18 protein-coding genes, 1 tRNA gene and 2 pseudogenes are annotated in these 21,914 nt (G+C 42.7%); 16 read left to right on the top strand and 5 right to left on the bottom strand.

Translation table 11 applies throughout. The features are described 5' to 3' along the window. Positions 1–12: 12 nt before the first annotated feature. Both LIR34_RS13295 and LIR34_RS13290 read left to right on the top strand, forming a co-directional pair. Positions 13–1,509, top strand: coding sequence for a GldG family protein (locus tag LIR34_RS13295; RefSeq protein ID WP_173902991.1), 1,497 nt, complete (start codon positions 13–15; stop codon positions 1,507–1,509). Continuing rightward, positions 1,509–3,059: a DUF4340 domain-containing protein gene (locus LIR34_RS13290; protein ID WP_161285500.1), complete on the top strand. Its 1,551-nt coding sequence runs from the start codon at positions 1,509–1,511 to the stop codon at positions 3,057–3,059. Before LIR34_RS13295 ends, LIR34_RS13290 begins: the two co-directional genes overlap by 1 nt. A gap of 81 nt (positions 3,060–3,140) precedes the next feature. Here the strand turns inward: LIR34_RS13290 and LIR34_RS13285 are convergent, their stop codons facing one another. Further along, the gene (locus LIR34_RS13285; protein ID WP_161285501.1) at positions 3,141–3,821 is read right to left on the bottom strand and encodes a hypothetical protein; all 681 of its coding nucleotides are present in this window, start codon (positions 3,819–3,821) and stop codon (positions 3,141–3,143) included. A gap of 144 nt (positions 3,822–3,965) precedes the next feature. Between LIR34_RS13285 and LIR34_RS13280 the strand changes: the two genes are divergently transcribed. Continuing rightward, positions 3,966–4,991, top strand: coding sequence for a threonine aldolase family protein (locus LIR34_RS13280; protein ID WP_161285502.1), 1,026 nt, complete (start codon positions 3,966–3,968; stop codon positions 4,989–4,991). Between the two features lie 63 nt (positions 4,992–5,054). After that, on the top strand, positions 5,055–6,008 hold the full coding sequence (locus LIR34_RS13275; protein ID WP_161285503.1) for an alpha/beta fold hydrolase: 954 nt from the start codon (positions 5,055–5,057) through the stop codon (positions 6,006–6,008). 82 nt (positions 6,009–6,090) lie between these two features. On the opposite strand, the gene LIR34_RS13270 is transcribed toward LIR34_RS13275, so the two are convergent. Genes LIR34_RS13270 through LIR34_RS13260 form a run of 3 tightly spaced genes read right to left on the bottom strand, consistent with a single transcriptional unit; the run spans position 6,091 to position 9,325 of the window. Beyond that, positions 6,091–7,239, bottom strand: coding sequence for an ABC transporter permease (locus LIR34_RS13270; protein ID WP_161285504.1), 1,149 nt, complete (start codon positions 7,237–7,239; stop codon positions 6,091–6,093). Then, positions 7,226–8,347: an ABC transporter permease gene (locus tag LIR34_RS13265; protein ID WP_161285505.1), complete on the bottom strand. Its 1,122-nt coding sequence runs from the start codon at positions 8,345–8,347 to the stop codon at positions 7,226–7,228. Before LIR34_RS13265 ends, LIR34_RS13270 begins: the two co-directional genes overlap by 14 nt. Positions 8,348–8,395: 48 nt before the next feature. Beyond that, on the bottom strand, positions 8,396–9,325 hold the full coding sequence (locus LIR34_RS13260) for an ABC transporter ATP-binding protein (protein ID WP_161285506.1): 930 nt from the start codon (positions 9,323–9,325) through the stop codon (positions 8,396–8,398). Between the two features lie 296 nt (positions 9,326–9,621). Between LIR34_RS13260 and LIR34_RS13255 the strand changes: the two genes are divergently transcribed. The 12 genes and pseudogenes from LIR34_RS13255 to LIR34_RS13200 form a co-directional block, all read left to right on the top strand. Next, positions 9,622–10,608, top strand: a complete 987-nt coding sequence (locus LIR34_RS13255; protein ID WP_244092325.1) for a sensor histidine kinase — start codon at positions 9,622–9,624, stop codon at positions 10,606–10,608. A gap of 27 nt (positions 10,609–10,635) precedes the next feature. Next, positions 10,636–11,256, top strand: a complete 621-nt coding sequence (locus LIR34_RS13250; protein WP_161285508.1) for a response regulator — start codon at positions 10,636–10,638, stop codon at positions 11,254–11,256. A gap of 411 nt (positions 11,257–11,667) precedes the next feature. Next, entirely contained in the window at positions 11,668–12,435 is a 768-nt protein-coding gene (locus tag LIR34_RS13245) for a ParA family protein (RefSeq protein ID WP_161285509.1), read from the top strand. After that, positions 12,435–13,373 (top strand): ParB/RepB/Spo0J family partition protein, encoded by a 939-nt coding sequence (locus LIR34_RS13240; RefSeq protein WP_161285510.1) that lies wholly within the window; start codon positions 12,435–12,437, stop codon positions 13,371–13,373. Before LIR34_RS13245 ends, LIR34_RS13240 begins: the two co-directional genes overlap by 1 nt. Before the next feature lie 12 nt (positions 13,374–13,385). Further along, positions 13,386–13,919 carry a DUF4446 family protein gene (locus LIR34_RS13235; RefSeq protein ID WP_161285511.1) on the top strand — a complete coding sequence of 178 codons (534 nt, stop codon included), beginning with the start codon at positions 13,386–13,388 and terminating at the stop codon, positions 13,917–13,919. Positions 13,920–13,982: 63 nt separating this feature from the next. After that, the gene (serS, locus tag LIR34_RS13230) at positions 13,983–15,278 is read left to right on the top strand and encodes a serine--tRNA ligase (protein WP_161285512.1); all 1,296 of its coding nucleotides are present in this window, start codon (positions 13,983–13,985) and stop codon (positions 15,276–15,278) included. An 18-nt stretch (positions 15,279–15,296) separates the two neighbouring features. Next, entirely contained in the window at positions 15,297–16,166 is an 870-nt protein-coding gene (locus tag LIR34_RS13225) for a DUF3881 family protein (protein WP_161285513.1), read from the top strand. 1,015 nt (positions 16,167–17,181) lie between these two features. After that, positions 17,182–17,258, top strand: a tRNA-Arg gene (locus LIR34_RS13220). A 376-nt stretch (positions 17,259–17,634) separates the two neighbouring features. Continuing rightward, positions 17,635–17,814 (top strand): hypothetical protein, encoded by a 180-nt coding sequence (locus tag LIR34_RS13215; RefSeq protein ID WP_117961104.1) that lies wholly within the window; start codon positions 17,635–17,637, stop codon positions 17,812–17,814. A gap of 125 nt (positions 17,815–17,939) precedes the next feature. Next, positions 17,940–18,767 carry a ParA family protein gene (locus tag LIR34_RS13210; protein ID WP_173902989.1) on the top strand — a complete coding sequence of 276 codons (828 nt, stop codon included), beginning with the start codon at positions 17,940–17,942 and terminating at the stop codon, positions 18,765–18,767. Further along, a complete protein-coding gene (locus tag LIR34_RS13205) occupies positions 18,721–19,668 on the top strand; it encodes a ParB/RepB/Spo0J family partition protein (protein ID WP_173902988.1) in 948 nt (315 codons plus the stop codon). Before LIR34_RS13210 ends, LIR34_RS13205 begins: the two co-directional genes overlap by 47 nt. A 189-nt stretch (positions 19,669–19,857) precedes the next feature. After that, a pseudogene (locus LIR34_RS13200) lies at positions 19,858–21,657 on the top strand (SpaA isopeptide-forming pilin-related protein); the annotation flags it as partial. On the opposite strand, the pseudogene LIR34_RS13195 reads toward LIR34_RS13200, so the two are convergent. Beyond that, positions 21,654–21,914, bottom strand: a pseudogene (locus LIR34_RS13195) (relaxase/mobilization nuclease domain-containing protein); the annotation flags it as partial. The pseudogenes LIR34_RS13200 and LIR34_RS13195 overlap by 4 nt on opposite strands.

Below are 21,914 nucleotides of genomic sequence, written 5' to 3'. Positions count from 1 at the left end.
GGAGGCTGGAAGATGAAACTGAAGGAAAAGTTTAACAAAAAAGACGGGCAGAACAAGAAAGAAAAGAAGCCGTTAAAACAGAGGATCCGAGAATCCACGAATGGAAAATATCTCAGAAACGGTTCCTACAGCGTTATGATCAGTGCGATTTTTATTGTGATCGTGATCGTGATCAACATGATCGTAGGATCTCTGCCATCCAAATACACAGAATTTGATGTAAGTTCACAGAAGCTGTACAGCATCGGTGATGAGACGAAATCATACCTTAAGAAACTGGATAAGGACATCACGATCTATCAGGTTGTCCAGAGTGGTTCCGAGGACGAAACCTTAAAGAAGCTTCTGGAGAAATATGCAGAGGAATCTTCACACATCAAGGTTGAGACCAAAGACCCGGTTGTAAATCCGAAGTTTACATCTCAGTATACGAATGATGAAGTGTCCGCAAACAGTCTGATCGTTGTATGTGGTGACAGAAGCAAGGTAGTATCTTACGACACTATTTATCAGTCTTCCATGGACTATAATACCTACAGCTATACAACAACAGGATTTGACGGTGAAGGACAGATTGACAGTGCGATCTCCTATGTAACCTCCGAAAACCTTCCGATCCTGTATACGCTTGACGGACACGGTGAGAAAGAACTTGATTCTACATTAAAAGAAGATATCGAGAAGGCAAACATCGATATTCAGTCGCTGAACCTTCTGACAGAAGAGAAAGTACCGGAGGATGCGGCCTGCCTTCTGATCAATGCTCCGACAAGCGATATTTCCGAAACAGAAAAAGATGCGGTCATTGAGTATCTGGAGAATGGCGGAAAGGCAATGATCTTCTCTGATTATACAGAAGAAGGCATGACAAACTTTGATGCCATACTTGCAAATTACGGAGTACAGAGAACAGAGGGAGTCGTGGTAGAGGGCGATTCACAGCATTATGCACAGATGCCATATTACCTGGTTCCTACAGTCAACAGTACAGATGCGATTACAGATTTTGCTTCCAAGGGATATTATGTGCTGATGCCTACAGCACAGGGTATCCAGAAAACAGATGATGTGAGAGATACGGTAACGATAGAGAGCCTTCTTACTACATCAGACAGTGCATATTCCAAGGTAGATGTAAACAGTGGAAGCATTGAAAAAACAGATGATGATATCGAGGGACCATTTGATCTTGGTGTAAGCATCACAGAAACTCTGGATGATGATAAAGAAACACAGATTGTTTATTATTCTTCTTCCAGCCTGATGGACAGCCAGATCAATCAGATGGTATCCGGTGGAAATGAGCAGATGATCATGGAATCCTTAAGCTGGATGTGCAGTTCCGATGAGACTTCTACGATCTCTGTTCCGGCAAAGGATCTCCAGGTTTCCTATCTGACCCTTACAGCATATGATACAAGCTTCTGGAAGATTGTTATCATGGGACTGATCCCACTTGCATTCCTGGTAATTGGCTTTGGAGTATGGCTGAAAAGGAGAAAGGCATAATGAAGAAAAAAACAGTAAAACTTGTCTCTGCCGTGGTTGTACTTGGTGTGGTATCCGGTGCTTATGTGGGAGTGAATTCCTATGTTTCCTCTCAGGAGAAAAAAGAATCCGAGGCAGAGGATACAAGTGTTGAACTGACCAGTCTGGATACGGATAACATAACTTCCGTTGCATTTACAGCGGGACAGGATAAGGTGGAATTTGACAAAAAAGACGACACCTGGTCAGAAAAAGGGGATGCTGATTTTCCGGTAGATCAGGATACGTTAAACACTGCAGTGGGAGGGGTTGCATCCCTCTCTGCTGCACAGGAAATCTCAGATGTAGAAGATTTAAGTGAATATGATCTGGATTCTCCGCAGAATGAGATTACACTTACGACAGACGATGGAGATACCGTACTTCAAATAGGTATGGAAAACGAATCTACCAGCCAGTATTATGTCAGGAAAAGCGATGACGATAAGAAGGTATATCTGGTAGACAGTTCCGCAGTAGGGCCGTTCATGGGAACTCTGTATGACTTTGCAGAGAGCGGAACATTCCCATCTGTAACTTCCTCAACGATCACAGAGGTTAAAGTTGATAAAGAAGATGGCTATGAACTGACCCAGGATCCGGATAATCTCTTCTGGAATGTGTCAGACGGAAAGACATCCGAAAAAGCAGATACCGATAAGGCCGGAACGGTGACATCAGCAATCGGTTCACTGGCATATGACAGCTTTGTGGATTATAACTGCACAGATGATTCCAAATATGGATTTGATGATCCGTATGCAGTGATCACAGCGAAATATACGGAAGAAGAAACCGTAGAAGATGATTCTGAAGATACATCAGAAACTACAAATGAAACCAATACAGATTCCGAAGATGAAAGCTCAGCAGACAGCGATGCAAAGAAAGATTCTTCTGACACAGAGGATGATTCCGAGGAAGCAGAGACTAAGACTGTTGAGAAAGAAATCACCATCTGTGTGGGTAATGAGACTGGAAGTGACCGTTACGTAAAAGTAGATGACAGCAAAGAAGTATACACGATCACAGAAGATTCCCTGACAGATATCCTGGACAGCACAGCCTCTGATTTTTACAGTTTATCTGTGAATTATCTTTCTGTAAACAATCTGGATTCCCTGGAAATAAAAACTCCGGACGGTGATCATAAAGTAACAGTAACAAGAGAAACGACCAAAGACAGCGATGATGAAGATGCAGAGGAAACCACAACCGTTACCTATAAACTGGATGACGCAGATCTGGATGAAACAACATTTACGACCTTCTACAATAAACTCATCAATATGACTGCCCAGCAGCGTCTTACCGAAGACTATACTCCGGAAGATGATCCTGCATATACCTTCGTATTTAAAGATACAGACGATAATGAAATAACCGCAGAATACTACGAATACGATACCAACTTCTATGCAGCAGTTGTCGGAGATAAGGTCTATCTGGTAAATAAAATGAATGTCCGTGATATGGATGAGGCATATCAGGATGTGATGGGAAAAGATAAAGAAACAGCCTCAGAAGAATAAAAGGAACTGTTCACAGTAACGAATAAAAACCAGCCCGGATCGATAGCAATTTATCGATCCGGGCTGGTTTTGCGTGGGTGCTTAATAAACTTTACTAAAGGACCATTTACTGAAAGGACCATATACTTTCTTTTTGCCTACCAGTTTGTAGGCTCTTATTCTCATTCCGATTTTATCAAAAGAAGAAAAACTTTCACCAAATTTTGTCTGCTTTGTAAATTTTGAATAGGTAAGGACATTTCCATATTCATATCCGCGAATCTGCACCTGATATCCGTGAGCTCCTCTGATTTTGTTCCAGGTGGTTCCGTAAGTTACTCCATTCGCTCCGGTGGCACTGAGATTTTTCCAGAAACGTACGCCTGTCTGAACTGGTGCCTTTAGACCATTGTTGGAAACTGCTCTTCTGACACAGTTAAGGCAATTGCTGGCTTTGCTGTAAATCCGTTTTTTACCATACTGACGAAAAGCCTTCACAGAATAGGTATAGCGGGCACCTGCTTTGGCTTTTTTGTCCCGGTAAGCGAGACTTTTGTTTCCCTTTACACCGGCAATATATTTATTGTTTCGATAGATTACATAGCCAGAAGCATTTGAAATCCGTGTCCAGTTGAGAGATATTCCGCTGCTGGTATTTTGGGCACTCTTTAACCGGGGAGCAGAAACCCTGACTGCAGCCTGTGAAGTGACCGGAATACAAAGAACCATCATACAGACTGCAATAAGAACTGCAAATAATTTTCTGGAAAATTTCTTTTTCATAGATTTTATTCCTCCTTGATATTGATAACTGTATTGTATCTTTTTTTTCATGATTATACAATAGAGAATATTGTGTTTACTGGTAGCATAAAAGCGTGTGCAGTGATAAAATAAACTTGAGTCTACATAAGAAAGGAACAGGAAATGTTATATTTTATAAATGATTATTCAGAGGGTGCCCACGAAAAAGTTCTTCAGCACCTGATTGACACCAATATGGAGCAGCTTGCCGGTTATGGCATGGATCACTACTGCGAGTCAGCCAAGGAGAAGATTAAGAAGGCCTGCGGCTGTGAGGACGCAGAAGTCTTTCTGCTGACAGGAGGAACACAGACCAATCAGATTGTCATTGACACACTTCTGCAGCCATATGAGGGCGTTGTAGCGGCTCAGACAGGACATGTCAGTACACATGAGGCCGGTGCAATCGAATTTACCGGACATAAAGTTCTGGAGCTTCCACAGAAGGATGGCAAGATCTGTGCAGCAGATCTTCAGAAACTGGCAGAGAGATTTTATGGAGATGAGAATCACGAGCATATGGTTTTCCCGGGGATGGTCTATATTTCTCATCCGACAGAGTATGGAACTCTGTATTCCAGAAAAGAACTGGAAGAGTTGTCAGCCGTATGCAGAGAATACAAAATGCCCCTGTACCTTGACGGTGCAAGACTGATCTATGGAATTGCCGCGGCAGAAACAGATGTGACATTACAGGATATTGCAGAACTCTGCGATGTATTTTATATTGGTGGGACCAAGGCAGGCGCACTCTGCGGTGAGGCAGTTGTATTCACGGGAGACAGCATGCCGAAGCATTTTCTTACAAGAGTAAAGCAGCATGGAGCACTGCTTGCCAAAGGAAGGCTTGTGGGAGTGCAGTTTGATGCACTTTTTACCGATGAGCTTTATAAAGAAATCGGCAGAAACGCGATCGAAACGGCAGCAGTTCTGAAAAAAGGTCTACAGGAAAAAGGATATAGATTTCTTTTGGAGTCTCCAACAAATCAGCAGTTTATTATCCTTGAGGATACACGGTTGGAGGAACTTCGAAAGGATGTGCAGTTCAGCTTCTGGGAAAAAACAGATGCTTCTCATACAGCAGTCAGATTTGCCACAAGCTGGGCAACCAGAATGGAAGATGTACAGAAACTTCTTTGTCTGTTATAGATTGTAAAACCTTTTTGTTTGTCGTATAATAAGGCTACTCAGACATGAAAAGGGAGGTAAAACATGAATAGACACGGTAAACGACTGATAACTCTCGCAGCACTGGCAACAACGACAACAGCTATCATCCACATTGCAAACAAAGTGGTTGCGGCATCAGCAGGTCTGAAGGAAATGCTTGATACAAATGGCAAAAATTATTACCATTGGCGTTTTGGTGATATCTATTATACAAGAAAAGGCAAAGGAAGCCCGATCCTTCTGATCCATGATATGCTTCCAGGCGGTTCCGGATATGAATGGAGCAGGATAGAGGATGATCTTGCATTGGAGCATACCGTGTATAATATAGACCTTCCAGGATGTGGACGTTCCGAGAAACCAGGTATGACTTACACAAATTATGTATATGTTCAGAGCATCTGCGATTTCATCAAAAATGTGATCGGAGAGAAAACCGATGTGATCGTCAGCGGTTATTCAGGATCCTTTGTTATTATGGCATGCCGCAATGAAGAAAAACTGTTCAACAAGATCATGATGATCAATCCGGTCAGTCCGGGAGTCCTGAAACAGATGCCGACAAAGAAAGATAAAATTTTCCGCAAGTGTCTGGAAGTTCCGGTATTTGGTACTCTGGTTTACCATATGGTTGTGTCCAGAGCCGCGATCAATAACGAGTTTATTGAGAACTTTGCCTTTGATCCATTCCACCCGCTTCGCGATCTTCAGGACGCTTATTATGAGGCTGCCCACAAAGGCGGATGTTATGCAAAGAATGTATATGCAAACAAAATATCAAAATACATGGATATCGATATCACCCGTGCACTGAAAGAGATTGATAACAGTCTTTATATTGTAGAGGGTGAAGCAGAGAACAATGGAGAAGCGACAGTAGAAGCTTATCAGAATATTAACCCGTCTGTGGAAACAGTTACTCTTAACGAAACAAAACATTTTCCACAGGTAGAGGATCCGGAACATTTTCTGGAACAGGTTGGAATTTTCTTTTAATGCACAAGCCCTGTAGCTGACTGAACAGTTGATAAACAAGTTCAGCCGGCCACGGGGCTTTCTTTCAATTGAGGAGAAAATATCAGCTCTGCTGTTTATACTTCGAAATCGCCAGAATCATAAACACAAAGGCAGCAATAAACATAGCTTCGATTCCCATGGATTTCCAGATTTCTTCTGCAACAGGTACGGGCAGGGTTTTGTATTGTGCAAGTGTTTCATTTATAGATTCATACCAGTAGACCGGCAGAAACTGAGCAATCTTAAGGACGCTTTTGTTCATAATACTCATCGGGACAAATGTTCCGCACAGAAAGCACATTCCCAGTGAAAGCAGGTTGGAGATTCCATTCAGCATATTGCTGTTTTTGACAAAAATCCCCACAAGATAGGAGAGTGAAAGGGCAATACCAAGCATCAGTGCCGTATTCAGAACATAGTATCCAATCAGAGGAGAAGTAAGGAACTCCTTACCAAAAAGGACACAGACACCTGCGACTGAGATCAGCCAGAGTACAGCTCCGAGCATAAACATTGCGAGCAGTCCTTCCATATTTTGACGACGCAGCGAGACTGCTGAGGCGCGCATTCGTTTCAGGATATCTTCTTTCTGAAAAGCCAGGAGAACATACCCCATGGAATAACTGAGCACAGCAAGAAACAGATAAGGAACATAGCGGAAATAGTAAATATAAGGTGGTGTTTCAAGATTATTTTCCGTACCTTTGTACATAGTTACTTCCGAGGCAGGCAATTCCATGGATGCATCCATGGCTTCCTTAAGGGAAAAACCTGCGGCTGTATAAGTACGTATGGAATTGATCCATGTACTGATCTGCTGATCTACGTAAAAAGAGGTATAAGAACCAGGGACTTTGGTGACGGAGAGAGGTTCTTCCTCTTCAATACATGTCTGGTAAAAATTCTCCGGGATCTGCACGATATAAGATGTATTTCTGTAAAAAAGCTCCTCCTGCATAACGGATGGTTCACTGGAGATTTCAGATACATTGTGGATAGTACTGAGGTATCTGATAAGACCCCGGGAAAGTTCGCTCTGATCCCTGTCTGCGACGGCAACATTGATCCGTGTTTTTTCAAAAGTACCGAGATGCTCTTTGCGGGCAGAAGCCTGAAGTGCGATGGCAATTGCAAAAAAGATCACCAGATATATCAGAAGCATTCCGAGATTTTTCTTTAAAATTTTTAAGTATCCTTTAAATACTGTCATAACGTTCCCTCCGGATAAGCAAGAATGAAGCAAGAACGAGCGCGGCACTCATGACGATTAGTGTGATCAGATTTCTGTAATAGCGTGAGGCATCGTCATATACATTAATACAGTAAAGAGCATCGGAGATCAGTGCAGCAGGATTGAACCTGTTGATGATCGGAGCGTGTTTTTCTACAGTGTCTTTCATAGAGCCGTTCATAAGTCCTGACAAAAAACAGCAGGACATGGAGATTGCGAGCATGATTCCGATCTTGATGCTTTCATTCAGTCTGCTAAGACTTCCGATAAACAATCCTATAGATACACCGATCAGGCTTCCGAACAGAGAAATAATCAACATTTTGCCGAACTGTCCCTGAAAATCCAGGTTCAGGATATTTCGCAGATACAGAAGCAGAACGATCACATCTGCGTACCCCAGCAGAAAAGAGGCAATCTGTTCTGAAAGGATCAGTTTCAGCTTGTGGGTAGGCGTGATGCAGCGACGTGCCGCCAGAGCCGTTAAATTGGCCTGTAAAGTGATCGCAGAGCCAAAGCCGATAAAACATCCATAAAGACATCCCATTGCGACCAGAGCGTAAAAAAACTGCGAATTCCCATCTATTGTTTTGCCGCCGAGAGAGACTTCCCGGACAAGGTCTTTTGTATCTGACATCTGCCGGAGAGCGGAGAGAAGTCCGGAAGGATGTTTTTTCAGGATGGTCTGCAGCGTATGCAGATTGTTTTCATAACTTTCCAGGACGGATTGTAGAATGCTCTCAGGAATTCCCTGTCCATTGAGTGTAAGGCCTGGGATAGCCTGTTCATAGTAGATGCCGGAGATCTTTTTCTGACTTAATGCGTCAAGCGCATCCTTTTCACTCATTTCATGAAGAGCGATCAGTTCAGAATCTCCGCTTTGAACCTGATCAAGGAAAAAAACAAATACAGGATTAGCAGACTCTTTTACAAGCGCGACCTGCACGGTTTCAAAGTCCGCATCATTCAGATTTCCAAAGGCAAAAAAGAAAAAAGTAGCCATGATCAGCGGAAAAACAAGCGGCCAGAAGACCATATTAAAATTTCGCAGCTTGATCAGAAGATTATATTTTATTAAATGCAGCATAGAAAAGATCCTTTCTTAAAAATATACATAATAATGCATAATTATACATCAATCACGAAGCTGTTTTCCCGTTATTTCAAGAAATACATCATTCAGTGTAGGAAGTTCAGAGAAAACCCTGCCAAATGTGAGATTCTGGCTCTGGAGGTAATTCAGAATCCGGATCAGGTTATGCTGTGCACCGGTGCAGCGAAGAGTGAGGATCTGATCTTCATAATGTACATCAAATACATGGGGAAGATTTCGGATATCCTGAAGTTGCTTTTCGGTCAGAAGAAGAGCTTCGACGGTGATCGTTTCGCCGGTTTTGATCATTTTCTTTAATTCTTCAGTGGTTCCGGATGCGATGACGCGTCCGTGATCCATGATCGCGATTCGTGTACAGATCTGTTCGACCTCTTCCATATAGTGTGAAGTGTAGATGATCGTGGAACCCTGGCGGTTTAATTCCTGAATGCCCTCCAGGATTTTATTGCGGCTTTGCGGATCTACGGCGACAGTAGGCTCATCGAGGATGATAAGCCGTGGTTTGTGAGCGATTCCACAGGCAATATTGAGCCTTCTGAGAAGACCGCCGGAAAGCTTTTGAGGTCGTGTTTTGCGGTAGTCCTCCAGTCCGACAAACCGGATGGCTTCTTCGACAAGTTCCTTTCGCCGATTTTTGTCATGTATGTACAGACCGCAGAAATAATCGATATTTTCAGATACAGTCAGCTCATCAAAAACCGCTACATTCTGCAGTACGATACCAATCTGCTGCTTGACTTCGTAGTTGTCAGGCGTCATTTTCTGTCCGAAGATCTCGATGTCGCCCTTATCATATTTCAGCAGAGAAAGGAGACAGTTGATCGCAGTTGTTTTGCCGGAACCGTTCGGACCAAGAAGACCGAAGATCTCTCCTTCTTTGATATCCAGACTGAGATGGTTCAGAGCAACCAGATCGCCATAGCGTTTTACAAGATTTTCTATATGAATCATAATAGTTCCTCCGGTTTCATATAATTTGAGGTTATAAAATCATTATAAAAGAAATCAGAAAGAATACCAAGTGCGTGATGTCACCAAAGAGACGTGACATTTGTCACTTTGTATGTAGCAGGGGAATATATTATAATGATTCTGAACAGAGATGTTTTTACGTGATTGTTTGCAGCAGTATCAATAAAATAGTGAGGAATTGAGTGATGAGGTATTTTCGAGATACAGGAATACTTTTTCTGGGAGGAATCCTGCCATTATGTACACTCGGCCTGAACAGAGGGCTGATACTGGCAATGTTGGAGACAGTGATATTAATATGTGGCAGTTACTTCTTTGACAGGAAATACACCAAAATCTTATTATGGAGTATATTTGCGGTATCATTTTTTGTAATGCCGGAAATAAGATTGTTCTGTCCCGTATTGATCTATATTCTCGTAAGAGAACAGGAGACGGTGACGACACTTTCAGGAGGGGTTCTGGGAACAATAATACTGATAAAAAATGATACATCTTTGCCAATAATGACAACTATATTACTGATTATAGAGGCTTTAGCGTGGATATTAGCGACTGATGCAATAAAGTGCGATAAAATGTACTTTGAAATAAGAAGAATAAAAGATGACAGCGAAGAACGTACCCTGCTTCTTGCAGAAAAAAATAAAGCATTGCAGGAAAAACAAAATTATGAAATTTATGCGGCAACACTTCGTGAGAGAAACCGAATTGCCCGCGAAATCCATGATAATGTAGGACATTTGCTTTCAAGGACTATCTTATTAACCGGTGCGGCAAAGACCGTAAATCGGGACAAAAATATGGAAAGTCTGCTGGAAGGACTGGATACATCTCTTAATTCTGCTATGAACAGTATACGCTCAAGCGTACATAATCTTCATGATACATCTGAAAATCTCAGAGAGATAATAGAGGGACTTACAAAGGACTTTGAAAATTGCACGGTGGAATATGATATGTCCGAAATAATACCCAATAACATCAAATACTGCTTTGTGGCCATTATAAAAGAAGCACTGTCGAATGTTATAAAACATAGTAATGCAACAGCCGTAAAAATAGTACTTAGAGAGCATCCGGCATTGTATCAGCTTTGCATCGAAGATAATGGAAAAGGATATTCAGAAAAGGAAGCAGACAGCGAAGGCATAGGATTAAAAAACATGCAGGAACGGGTAACCTCGCTTGGAGGAACCTTGCAGATCAATGGGGAAAATGGATTTCGAATATTTGCCGCAATTCCAAAACAACAGGACTAGAACAGTAAAAATGAGGGAAAAATTAAGATGAAGATAGTAATTGTAGATGATGATTGTCTGGTGACAGAAGCGTTGAAGACGATCTTGCAGATCAATGGGGATGTTGAGGTGATTGCAACTGGAATTGATGGAGAAGATGCGTGCAGACTGTACAGACAGTATTGCCCGGATGTACTGCTGATGGATATTCGGATGAAAGGAATGAATGGATTGGAGGCTTCTGAACACATCCTGCAGGAATGTCCAGAGGCAAAAATCCTGCTTTTGACGACATTTCTGGATGATGAATATATAGTAAGAGCACTTCGATTAGGGGCAAAAGGATATCTTCTGAAGCAGGATTATGCCAGTATTCTTCCAGCACTGCAGGCAGTAAACTCCGGACAGACGGTTTTTGGGAAAGAAATCGTATCTAAGATACCAGAGCTGATCAGGAAGGAAGAAAAGTTCGATTACAGCAGTTATGGAATCAATGAACGAGAACAGGAGATTATCCGGTTGATCGCAGATGGATACAGCAACAGAGAAATTGCGGCAGAGCTGTTTTTGAGTGAAGGAACTATCAGAAATTATCTGAGTACCATATTGGATAAACTGCAATTAAGGGACAGAACTCAGGTAGCGGTATTTTATTATCAACACAGGTGAATAATTATAAAAAAAATATACAATTATGTGGAAAAAGTGCCAGCCAGGGTCCGAATACAGGGAAAAAATAGTGCGATGAAGCAGATAGAGGGAAAAATAGAAAGATAAAAGAGAATATCAGGTATCAGAGAAAAGAACAGTAAAAAACAAATGTGTTTGTAGAAAAGACAAAAAATGAGAATCTCCTGACAAATATATATTATGTAAACTAAAAACGATTAATGTGTTTCACATTATGTTTCACGTGAAACATTTTATAAGTGCTATAAGACAGAACAGCTGCTATAGAAATATATGCTTGTAAAAATTTTCCTAAATTTTTAATGTTTCACGTGAAACATTGTGTGGAACAATAATGATAAAAGTGCTATAATTGATTAGTCGCGAATGATTTTGAAAGGAGGATGAACTTTGGGAAGAATTATAGCAGTAGCCAACCAGAAAGGCGGAGTTGGAAAGTCCACAACTGCAATCAATCTTTCTGCATGCCTTGCCGAAAAAGGGAAAAAGGTTCTGGCAATTGATATTGACCCACAGGGAAATACAACCAGCGGATTGGGCGTAGACAAAAATGGTGTAGAAAATACTCTGTATGAACTGCTTCTTGGAGAGGCCGATGTCAAAAAAACAATTGTAAAAGATGTGGTAGAAAACCTGGATTTAATTCCATCCAATATAAATTTATCCGGTGCAGAAATTGAACTGATCAACATGGATGATAAAGAGTATATTCTGAGAAAAATAACAGAAAAGCTCAGAAGAAAATACGATTACATCATCATGGATTGCCCACCGTCATTAAACATGCTGACGATCAATGCTCTGACAGCAGCAACATCAGTTCTTGTACCGATTCAGTGTGAATACTATGCACTGGAGGGACTCTCACAGTTAATACATACAATCGACCTTGTAAAAGACAGATTAAATAAGAAGCTTGTGATGGAAGGTGTAGTATTTACTATGTACGATGCAAGAACCAATCTGTCATTGCAGGTGGTTGAAAACGTTAAGGACAATCTCGAGCAGAATATTTACAAAACCATTATTCCAAGAAATGTCAGACTTGCAGAAGCTCCGAGTTACGGACAACCTATCAATCTGTACGATTCAAGATCAGCCGGAGCAGAAGCATATCGCCTTCTGGCTGAAGAAGTGATCAACAGGGAGGATAAATAATGGCAGGAAAAAAATCAGGACTTGGAAGAGGTCTGGATGCTTTCTTTCCGGAAAAGACTTCACAGGAAAAGCCCAAAACGGTAAGAAACTCCAGAGCAAAGACGAATACCGTAAGAGAAAAGACAACAGAAACCGAACCGACCGTAAAAGGTGAAACACTTGTCAAGATTTCAAAAGTAGAGCCAAATCGTGAACAGCCACGCAAGAAATTTGACGAAGATGCACTCCTTGAACTGTCTGAATCAATCAAGCTGTACGGAGTTTTGCAGCCCCTGCTCGTATCTGACAAGAAAGATTATTATGAAATCGTTGCCGGTGAAAGAAGATGGCGGGCAGCGAAGATGGCAGGTCTGAAAGAGATTCCAGTAGTGATCAAAGAATTTTCCGCTCAGGAAATCGTAGAAATATCACTGATAGAGAACATTCAGAGAGAAGACCTGAATCCTGTTGAAGAGGCAATGGCATACAGACGCCTGATCGATGAATTTAAACTGAAACAGGATGAGATCGCAGAGAGAGTATCCAGGAGCAGAACCGCTGTAACAAACTCTCTTCGCCTTTTGAAGCTGGATGCAAGAGTACAGCAGATGATGGTAGATGAGATGATTTCAGCAGGACATGCCCGTGCACTTCTTGGAATTTCAGATGCTGAAAAGCAGTATTCTGTGGCAATGCGGATCTTTGATGAAAAACTCAGCGTAAGAGAGACAGAAAAACTGGTAAAAACCATCCTGAATCCATCAAAGAAAAAAGAAACCGGGACAGGTAATTCAGCAGAGGATGCAATCTACGAGAAACTCGAAGAAAAAATGAAGAACATCACAGGAACGAGAGTATTTATTCACAGAAAGAAGAACAATAAGGGAAAGATAGAAATTGAATACTATTCAAGGGATGACCTGGACAGAATCATAGATTTATTTGAATCTATCAGATAAAAGGGGTATTATATGAGTACAATTTTTGATAGTATTGGTATTGATCCTGGAATTGTTATTATCGTGTTGCTTATTGTAGTTCTCGTGCTGATCGGAACAACTATAAGCAGCAACATGAGATTAACCCGACTGGAGCGAAAATACAAAATGTTTATGAAGGGAAGCGATGCACAGTCATTGGAGAAAACCTTCGTTCGAAAATTCGCACAGATCGATCATCTGTATGAAACAAAAGAAGAACATGAACAGGCAATACGCACTCTGGCAAAACATTTCAAACTGCTTTACAGTAAATATGGCGTCGAAAAATACGATGCATTTGATGATGTTGGAGGTAAACTGAGTTTTGCACTGGCATTACTGGACAGAGAAAATACAGGAGTGATCCTCAATGCTGTCCACAGCCGCGATAACTGCTTCCTTTATTTAAAAGAAATCGTAAAAGGTGAATCCTATGTGATGCTCAGTCAGGAAGAAGTAGAGGCACTCCGTAAGGCAGTAAACTTTGGACTTGGTGAAGTCAATGAAAAGAAAAAAGAAAAATAATCGTAACTGTGAGGGTACTGAACAGTTACAAATAATCAATCATTTATTTTCAGGAGGAGAAAAATGTTAGATATTAAATTTGTGAGAGAAAACCCGGAAGTAGTAAAACAGAATATCAGAAATAAATTCCAGGATAGCAAACTGGAGCTGGTAGATAAAGTTATCGAATTAGACAAAGAAAATCGAGAAATCAAACAGGAAGTAGAAGCTCTCAGAGCAGAAAGAAATAAAATCTCCAAACAGATTGGTGCTCTGATGGGACAGGGAAAACGCGAAGAAGCAGAAGAAGTTAAGAAACAGGTTGCTGCATCCGGTGCAAGAATTGATGAACTTTCTGCAAGAGAAAAAGAAGTAGAAGAAGAACTTCTCAAAAACATGATGGTTATTCCAAACATTATCGATCCGTCCGTACCGATTGGAAAAGATGACAGCGAAAACGTAGAAATCGAGAGATTCGGCGAGCCGGTAGTTCCGGATTATGAAATCCCATACCATACAGAGATTATGGAAAACTTTGACGGAATTGATCTGGACAGCGCAAGACGTGTTGCAGGTAATGGCTTCTACTATCTGATGGGAGATATTGCAAGACTTCATTCCGCAGTTATTTCATATGCCCGTGACTTTATGATCAACCGTGGATTTACTTATTGTGTACCTCCTTTCATGATCAGAAGCAACGTTGTAACAGGCGTAATGAGTTTTGCTGAGATGGATGCAATGATGTACAAGATTGAAGGCGAAGATCTGTATCTGATCGGAACAAGTGAGCATTCCATGATTGGTAAATTCATCGATCAGATCGTTCCGGAAGAAGAACTTCCAAAGACACTGACAAGCTACTCTCCATGCTTCCGTAAAGAAAAAGGTGCACACGGACTGGAAGAAAGAGGCGTTTATCGTATCCATCAGTTTGAAAAACAGGAAATGATCGTTGTCTGCAAACCGGAAGAAAGCCCGATGTGGTTTGAAAAACTGTGGCAGAATACAGTTGATCTGTTCCGTTCCCTGGATATTCCGGTTCGTACACTGGAATGCTGCTCCGGTGACCTGGCAGACCTTAAAGTAAAATCCCTTGATGTAGAAGCATGGTCTCCAAGACAGAAGAAATACTTCGAAGTAGGAAGCTGCTCCAACCTTGGTGATGCACAGGCACGTCGTCTGAGAATCCGTGTAAATGGAAAAGATGGGAAGAAATATCTTGCACATACACTGAACAATACCGTAGTAGCTCCTCCGAGAATGCTGATCGCATTCCTGGAAAATAACCTGAACGCTGACGGATCTGTAAATATTCCGGAAGCACTGCAGCCATATATGGGCGGTATGAAGAAAATTGAAAAAAAGACCCGCGCATAAAGGAATGGAGGTATACTTTTGCACAGTTATTTAAAGGCGGTCGGTTTTTCCAAGATAAAGAAACGTACCGAGATGAAAGAAATCATTCTGGATGTTATACGCAACTACGATGAGAAAAATCTGGTAGAAGATCATCCGGATGGTACTTTTGCTGAATTCTCCAAATGCTATGGATACGACTGCGGAATTACTGTTTGTGGTCAGTACGACGATGATAACAGGTTTCACGTGGAATATTATTATCCCTTCTTCAGAGGAAATGGGATTACGACAAATGAACCGGTGACAGTAGAGAGATATGCAGATAAAGAAGCTTTTGCGGGTGCCTGTGATGATCTGAGAATAGGAATTACCCTGATTTTTTACTTACAGAACGGTGCAAAATATATGCTGGAGAAGCATAAAGATAATGTTTTGAATAAACCACTGACCTTATCCGGTCTGGCAGATGAGGGACGAATTCTGCTTCCTGTTTTGAAAGATAAAGAAGCAGTAAAAGTAGAACAGGAGACCAGCAAGAATCGTAGTTCCCTGATCGAGGCAGCCAGAAATGGCGATGAAGAAGCAATGGAAAGTCTTACAATGGAAGATATGGACACGTACTCCATGATCTCCCATAGAATTGTAAACGAAGATATTTTTACAATTGTAGATTCATACTTTATGCCTCACGGAATTCAGTGTGACCAGTATGGAATTCTGGGAGAAATCCGGGAAATACATCATACTCGCAATGAGATGACAAATGAGGAACTGATTCAGATGACCGTAGAGAGCAATAACATGCAATTTGATATCTGCATGAATAAAAAAGATCTTCTGGGTGAACCGGCTGTCGGAAGGCGCTTCCGCGGAAACATCTGGCTTCAGGGACAACTGCATTTCTAGAAAAAGGAAGATATCCCAGACCCTGAAAAGGATATTAAGCAATTACTATTTTAACAAGATATAACAAGGATTCTCCCACCTCTATAGGTGGTGAGATGAATTGCAAACAAGAAAATGAACGGCAGTGGCGGGCGGAGAGAAATCGGTATTCCCCACTGACATGAGGCAAATCACAGTCAGCATGTTTGCTGACATGTCAGACTCTGTGAAATTACCGACTGTGAGTTGAAACAAGACATAAATGTTCCGTAAACAGGTATCAGATATGAACTGTAAAAAGTAGATCATATCTGATACGAAGCGGAGCATGGTTCTTAAAACTTATGAGTTCCAGGGAAAATCCTCTTCGAATTTATTTATAAGTTGCTGAAATAAAGGACTTGTTTTTTCAGCAAAGATATAGTACAATTTCATTCATGAGATATTGGTTCTGTTAGTTTAACGGATAAAACAAGCGCCTCCTAAGAGAAAGCCGAGGCATTCCCCAAATTGGGGAATGTTCTAATGTTACCAACTCGAAAAAATCTGTAGATTGACAACTTGAAAAAGAGTTGATAATCTTATATATGGCCGAAGGGAAAAATTCCAGAAACCCAGTAAAATCAAGGGTTTGCGGCATATGTCGTCATAGCTCAGCTGGATAGAGCACTCGCCTCCTAAGAGAAAGCCGAGGCATTCCCCAAAGGGAAAAACTGAAAAACAACTTTCAGTTCGAATCTATTCTGAAAAATGCTAATGGTGACAACAAAGCATTCCCCAAATTGGGGAACGTTCTAATGTTACCAACTCGAAAAAATCTGTAGATTGACAACTCGAAAAAGAGTTGATAATCTTATATATGGCCGAAGGGAAAATCCCAGAAACCCAGTAAAATCAAGGGTTTGCGGCATGTGTCGTCATAGCTCAGCTGGATAGAGCACTCGCCTCCTAAGAAAGTGTTATAACATACACCTAAGCAAAAAAGGCGATTGACAAGAGTTCAGATTACAAGTACAATTTAATAGATTTTTCAGATGTCGCTATAGCTCAGCTGGATAGAGCGACCGCCTCCTAAGCGGTAGGTCGGAGGTTCAAATCCTCTTAGCGACGCCAAAAACTCCGCCGAAAACGTTGATTTTTCAAGGTTTTCGGCGTTTCTTATTTTCCGAGAGGATTTGAACTCGTAGCAAAGTGCGATTAGCAAGACCGATTTCTGCTAATTGGATTTGGCTGTAAAAGAATCGGACTGTTAATTGATGTCACCTATTAGCCTGCTAATGATTAGCAAGAAATTTTCGGATTTTGCTAATTAAAACGGGCTTCCTGCTAATTTTCCGAAAAATCCTGCTAAAAACCGTGCTAATTTAAAAGGCGATAGTTACCCGTTCAAAGAGAGTTTTTCTGCGATTATTTAATCTTGTTTGGTTACACATTTGAGTGTCATACCACTTCCTTATATAATAGAGCCAAAGACAAGGAGGTGGCGTTTATGAGAGAAAAGACCAATCATCTATATGTGGATAGCCAAGAAAGAAACCTGTTATTACATAGCCTTGTGGAGCTGAAAAATCAGCTTATACAACAGGGCAGATATACGGATTGTGTTGACGAGCTTATTTTTAAGGTCATAAATGCACCGACCAAGAGAATGAAAATTGAATATATCTAAGGCAGATTACGAAGCCGCTTATTCTTATTGATTGTTAAGAGTAAGCGGCTTTTTTGCGTTCTCTGGTACTGTTACATAGCCACCTTGACAAAGTGGCTAAATCTATGCGAAAGGAGGACGCACCTATGTCAAATTGCAAAGTGATTGCTCTGACAAACCAGAAAGGCGGTGTCGGAAAAACGACCACAGCGGTCAATCTCGGTGTGGGTCTGGCAAAGCAAGGCTCTAAGGTGTTGTTGATTGATGCCGATGCACAGGCAAATCTCACAATGGCTCTGGGCTATAACCGACCAGATGATATACCCATTACAATCTCTACTGTGATGCAGGACATCATGGATGATAAATCCTTTGATGCTTCTGGTGGGATTATCCACCACAGCGAGGGCGTTGACCTGCTCCCGTCCAATATCGAGCTGTCGGGTCTTGAGGTAAGGCTTATCAATGCCATGAGCCGTGAGAGTGTTCTGAAAACCTATGTGAATGAGGTCAAAAAGAATTACGATTATGTGCTTATCGACTGTATGCCATCCCTCGGTATGATTACGATTAACGCATTGGCGGTGGCTGACAGCGTGGTTATCCCGACACAGCCCCATTATCTTTCTGCGAAAGGTCTGGAGCTTTTGCTTCGCTCCGTATCAAAGGTCAAGCGGCAAATCAATCCCAAACTGCGGATTGACGGTATCTTAATGACGATGGTAATGCCCCGCACGAACATTTCTAAGGAAATCACAGCAACGGTAAAGAGTGCATACGGACAGAAAATCAAAGTCTTTGATGCCGAGATACCCCATTCCATCCGTGCGGTGGAAGCAACCGCAGAGGGCAAGAGCATTTTTGCCTATGACAAAAGCGGAAAGGTAGCCGCAGCTTATGACCAGTTTGCAAAGGAGGTGGCAGAGATTGGCGAGAAGCAAAGGAAGCAAAATCGAGCTGACCGCATACGATGACCTCTTTGAAACGGACGAAAGCCGTGCGGAAGCAGCATTAAGCAAGCTTAGGGACATTCCCATTTCAGAGATTGACGAGTTTCCAGACCATCCATTCAAGGTTTTAATGGATGAAGATATGGAACAGCTTGTTGACAGTATCAAAAGAAACGGTGTAATGACCCCTGCGACAGTTCGGCTCAAAGAGGACGGGCGGTATGAGCTTATCAGCGGTCACAGGCGGAAAAAGGCGTGTGAGCTTGCGGGGCTTGAAACGCTGAAATGTGAGGTCAAGGAGCTGACCCGTGACGAAGCGGTTATTGTCATGGTGGAAAGCAACCTGCAACGCTCCGTTATTCTGCCGAGTGAGAAAGCCTATGCGTATAAGATGCGGCTTGAAGCTATGAAGAGGCAAGCAGGCAGACCCGTCAAAGATAATTATTCCCCAGTGGGAAATAATTTAGAGTTTGCGACTTCAAGTGACGAACTTGCCGAGAAAGTTGGAGAAAGTAAAAACCAGATTTTCCGCTATATCCGCTTAACCGAGCTTGTACCAGAAATTTTGCAGATGGTTGACGACAGGCAGATTGCTTTCCGTCCTGCGGTGGAGATTTCCTATCTCTCCGAGGAACAGCAATACACCCTGCTTGAAGCCATGAGCTACAACGATGCTACACCATCACTTGCACAGGCTATCAAAATGAAGAAGTTTATGCAGGAGGGAAAGCTGACGGACGAGGTTATCAGCTCTATCATGGAGGAGGAAAAGCCTAACCAGAGGGAAAAGCCTGCTTTCCGTGATGAACGGATAACCAAGCTCATCCCGAAGTCAATCCCCAGAGGACAGGAAACGGATTTTGTTGTAAAGGCGTTGGAGTTTTACAACCGCCATTTACAGCGGAATAAGGCTCACGAAAGGTAAGCCACACACCGAGGGAGAAGTCTGTCCTCTGGGGGATAGCCATTTTTTTCGGCTTCCCCCTCTCCACACCTCTCCCCCTTGATACTGCCAGTAACTATCCGAGAAAAGAAACACTTTAAGCTGTCCGTAAGGGGCAGCTTTTTTCGGTCAGTAAGGCAAAGCAACACAAAACAATAACAGGAGGTAACGATGAAAATTCGTAAATTATTCAAGAAAGCCGCTGCCCTTGCGTTGGCGGCGGTCACGGCATTGTCCGTAATGCCTGCGACAACAGCGTTTGCAGCAGGAGATATTGGTACGATTTCCTTTACCCACACCTATGACAGCAACGGGAACGCCATGAGGTACAATTCCAGTGCTGTCATTAACGGTTATACTTCGGGCGGCACGGGAAATTACAAGTACCGTATGTATGTGGACGGGGAAACGGCGTTCTGTATCCAGCCCGGTGTCCCCTTGAAAACAGGTGACACTCTGGCAAAGGCATCTTCCGACACATGGAACGCCCTTTCTTCTAACCAGAAAAAGGCGGTAGGGCTTGCCCTGCTCTATGGGTATCAAGGAAACAGCAGCGGCTTGTCTGGCACGGACGATGAGAAGTGGCTTGCCACACAGACCCTTGTATGGGAGTTCGTCACAGGCTGCCGTGAAGCCACAGGCTCCTATAAGCAGACAAGTACGACGGTTTACAGCCTGCATTTTGGCTCCAACTATGCGAACAGCGGCGCAAGGGCGGCTTATGACCAGATTGTTTCCCTGCTGACAGCGCATAACACCATCCCAAGTTTTATGTCGGGCAGTAAGAACGGAATTACAAAAGAGCTTGCCTATAAAGACGGGAAATACAGCATCACATTGACCGATGCAAACGGCGTGTTGTCCGACTATTCCTTTACAAGCTCTGACAGCAGCGTGACCGTATCCAAGTCTGGAAACAAGCTGACCATCACATCGGAAAAGGCGGTCAGCGGCTCTGTCCGTATCACGGCAACGAGGAACAACGTGCCGACAGTCAGCAGCAGCGCAAAGATGATTGCCTATGGCGACCCGAACCTGCAGGATGTTGTGACGGGCGTGGAAAATGCCGACACCGTGGCAGCGTATATCAACATCGAAACGCCGACAGGCACGGTTGCCCTTAAAAAGACTTCCGAGGACGGTGTGGTTGAGGGTATCCAGTTCACTATCAAAGGAGATAACTTCAATAAGACCGTGAAAACCGATGCCAATGGTAATCTGACCATGGAGGGCTTATTTCCTGGCACTTATACGGTCACAGAGCAGAGTATTGACCGCTATGAGCCGCAGCAGACCCAGACCGTGACGATTATCGGTGGAAAGACCTCTACTGTCACGTTCAGCAACACCTTGAAGCGTGGCAGCCTTGAGGTTGTGAAAACATCCGAGGACAATCTGGTGGAGGGCGTGAAGTTCCACCTTTACGGCACATCTTTAAGCGGTCTGGCGGTGGATGAGTATGCCGTGACCGATGCAAAGGGCGTGGCAAAGTTTGAGAATGTCCTTATCAGCGGCGATACCCCGTATGTGCTTGAGGAAGTGGATACGGCAGTCCGCTATGTCGTTCCCGATTCCCAGACCGCCCCGATTGAATGGAACAAGGTCACAAACCGCAGCTTCACCAACATCCTTAAAAAGTTCAACGTGACCGTGACTAAAACCGATGTGGAAACAGGCAGCACACCGCAGGGCGATGCTTCCCTTGCAGGTGCAATTTACGGCATCTACAAAGGCGAGGAACTGATTGACACCTATACCACCGATGAAAACGGTCAGTTCACGACCAAGTATTATGTATGCGGAAATGACTGGTCTGTGCGTGAAATCAGCCCGTCCGAGGGCTACCTGCTTGATGAAACCATCCACCATGTAGGGGCGGAGCCAGAGCTTTATACGATTGAGTATAATTCTGCAAAGAATGATGTGAATGAGCAGGTCATCAAAGGAAATATCGCTGTCATCAAGCATACACTGTTGATGACGATATGAGTATGGATATTTCCGGATTCATTGTGACCATCAGTATGCGTAACCACCAGTGCCTGATATCCGGGAAACATCTGCTTTGCAAGGTCCAAACTGATTGCCTGTGCTCTCTCTCCGGTAAGACCGTTTTCTGTAACATCGGCTGGATCGTAGCTGATAATGTAGTGGTGACTTTTGATATCTTCATGTTTCTTATTTTTGTGAAAATGAGCATTTGTCAGTTCACATTCCTTGTCAAAAGA

Source organism: Blautia sp. MSK17_66 (assembly GCF_020538025.1).
In the GTDB taxonomy this organism is placed as follows: domain Bacteria; phylum Bacillota; class Clostridia; order Lachnospirales; family Lachnospiraceae; genus Blautia_A.
The sequence above is the reverse complement of the archived record's forward strand: the minus strand, read 5'-3'. Positions and strand labels throughout refer to the sequence as shown.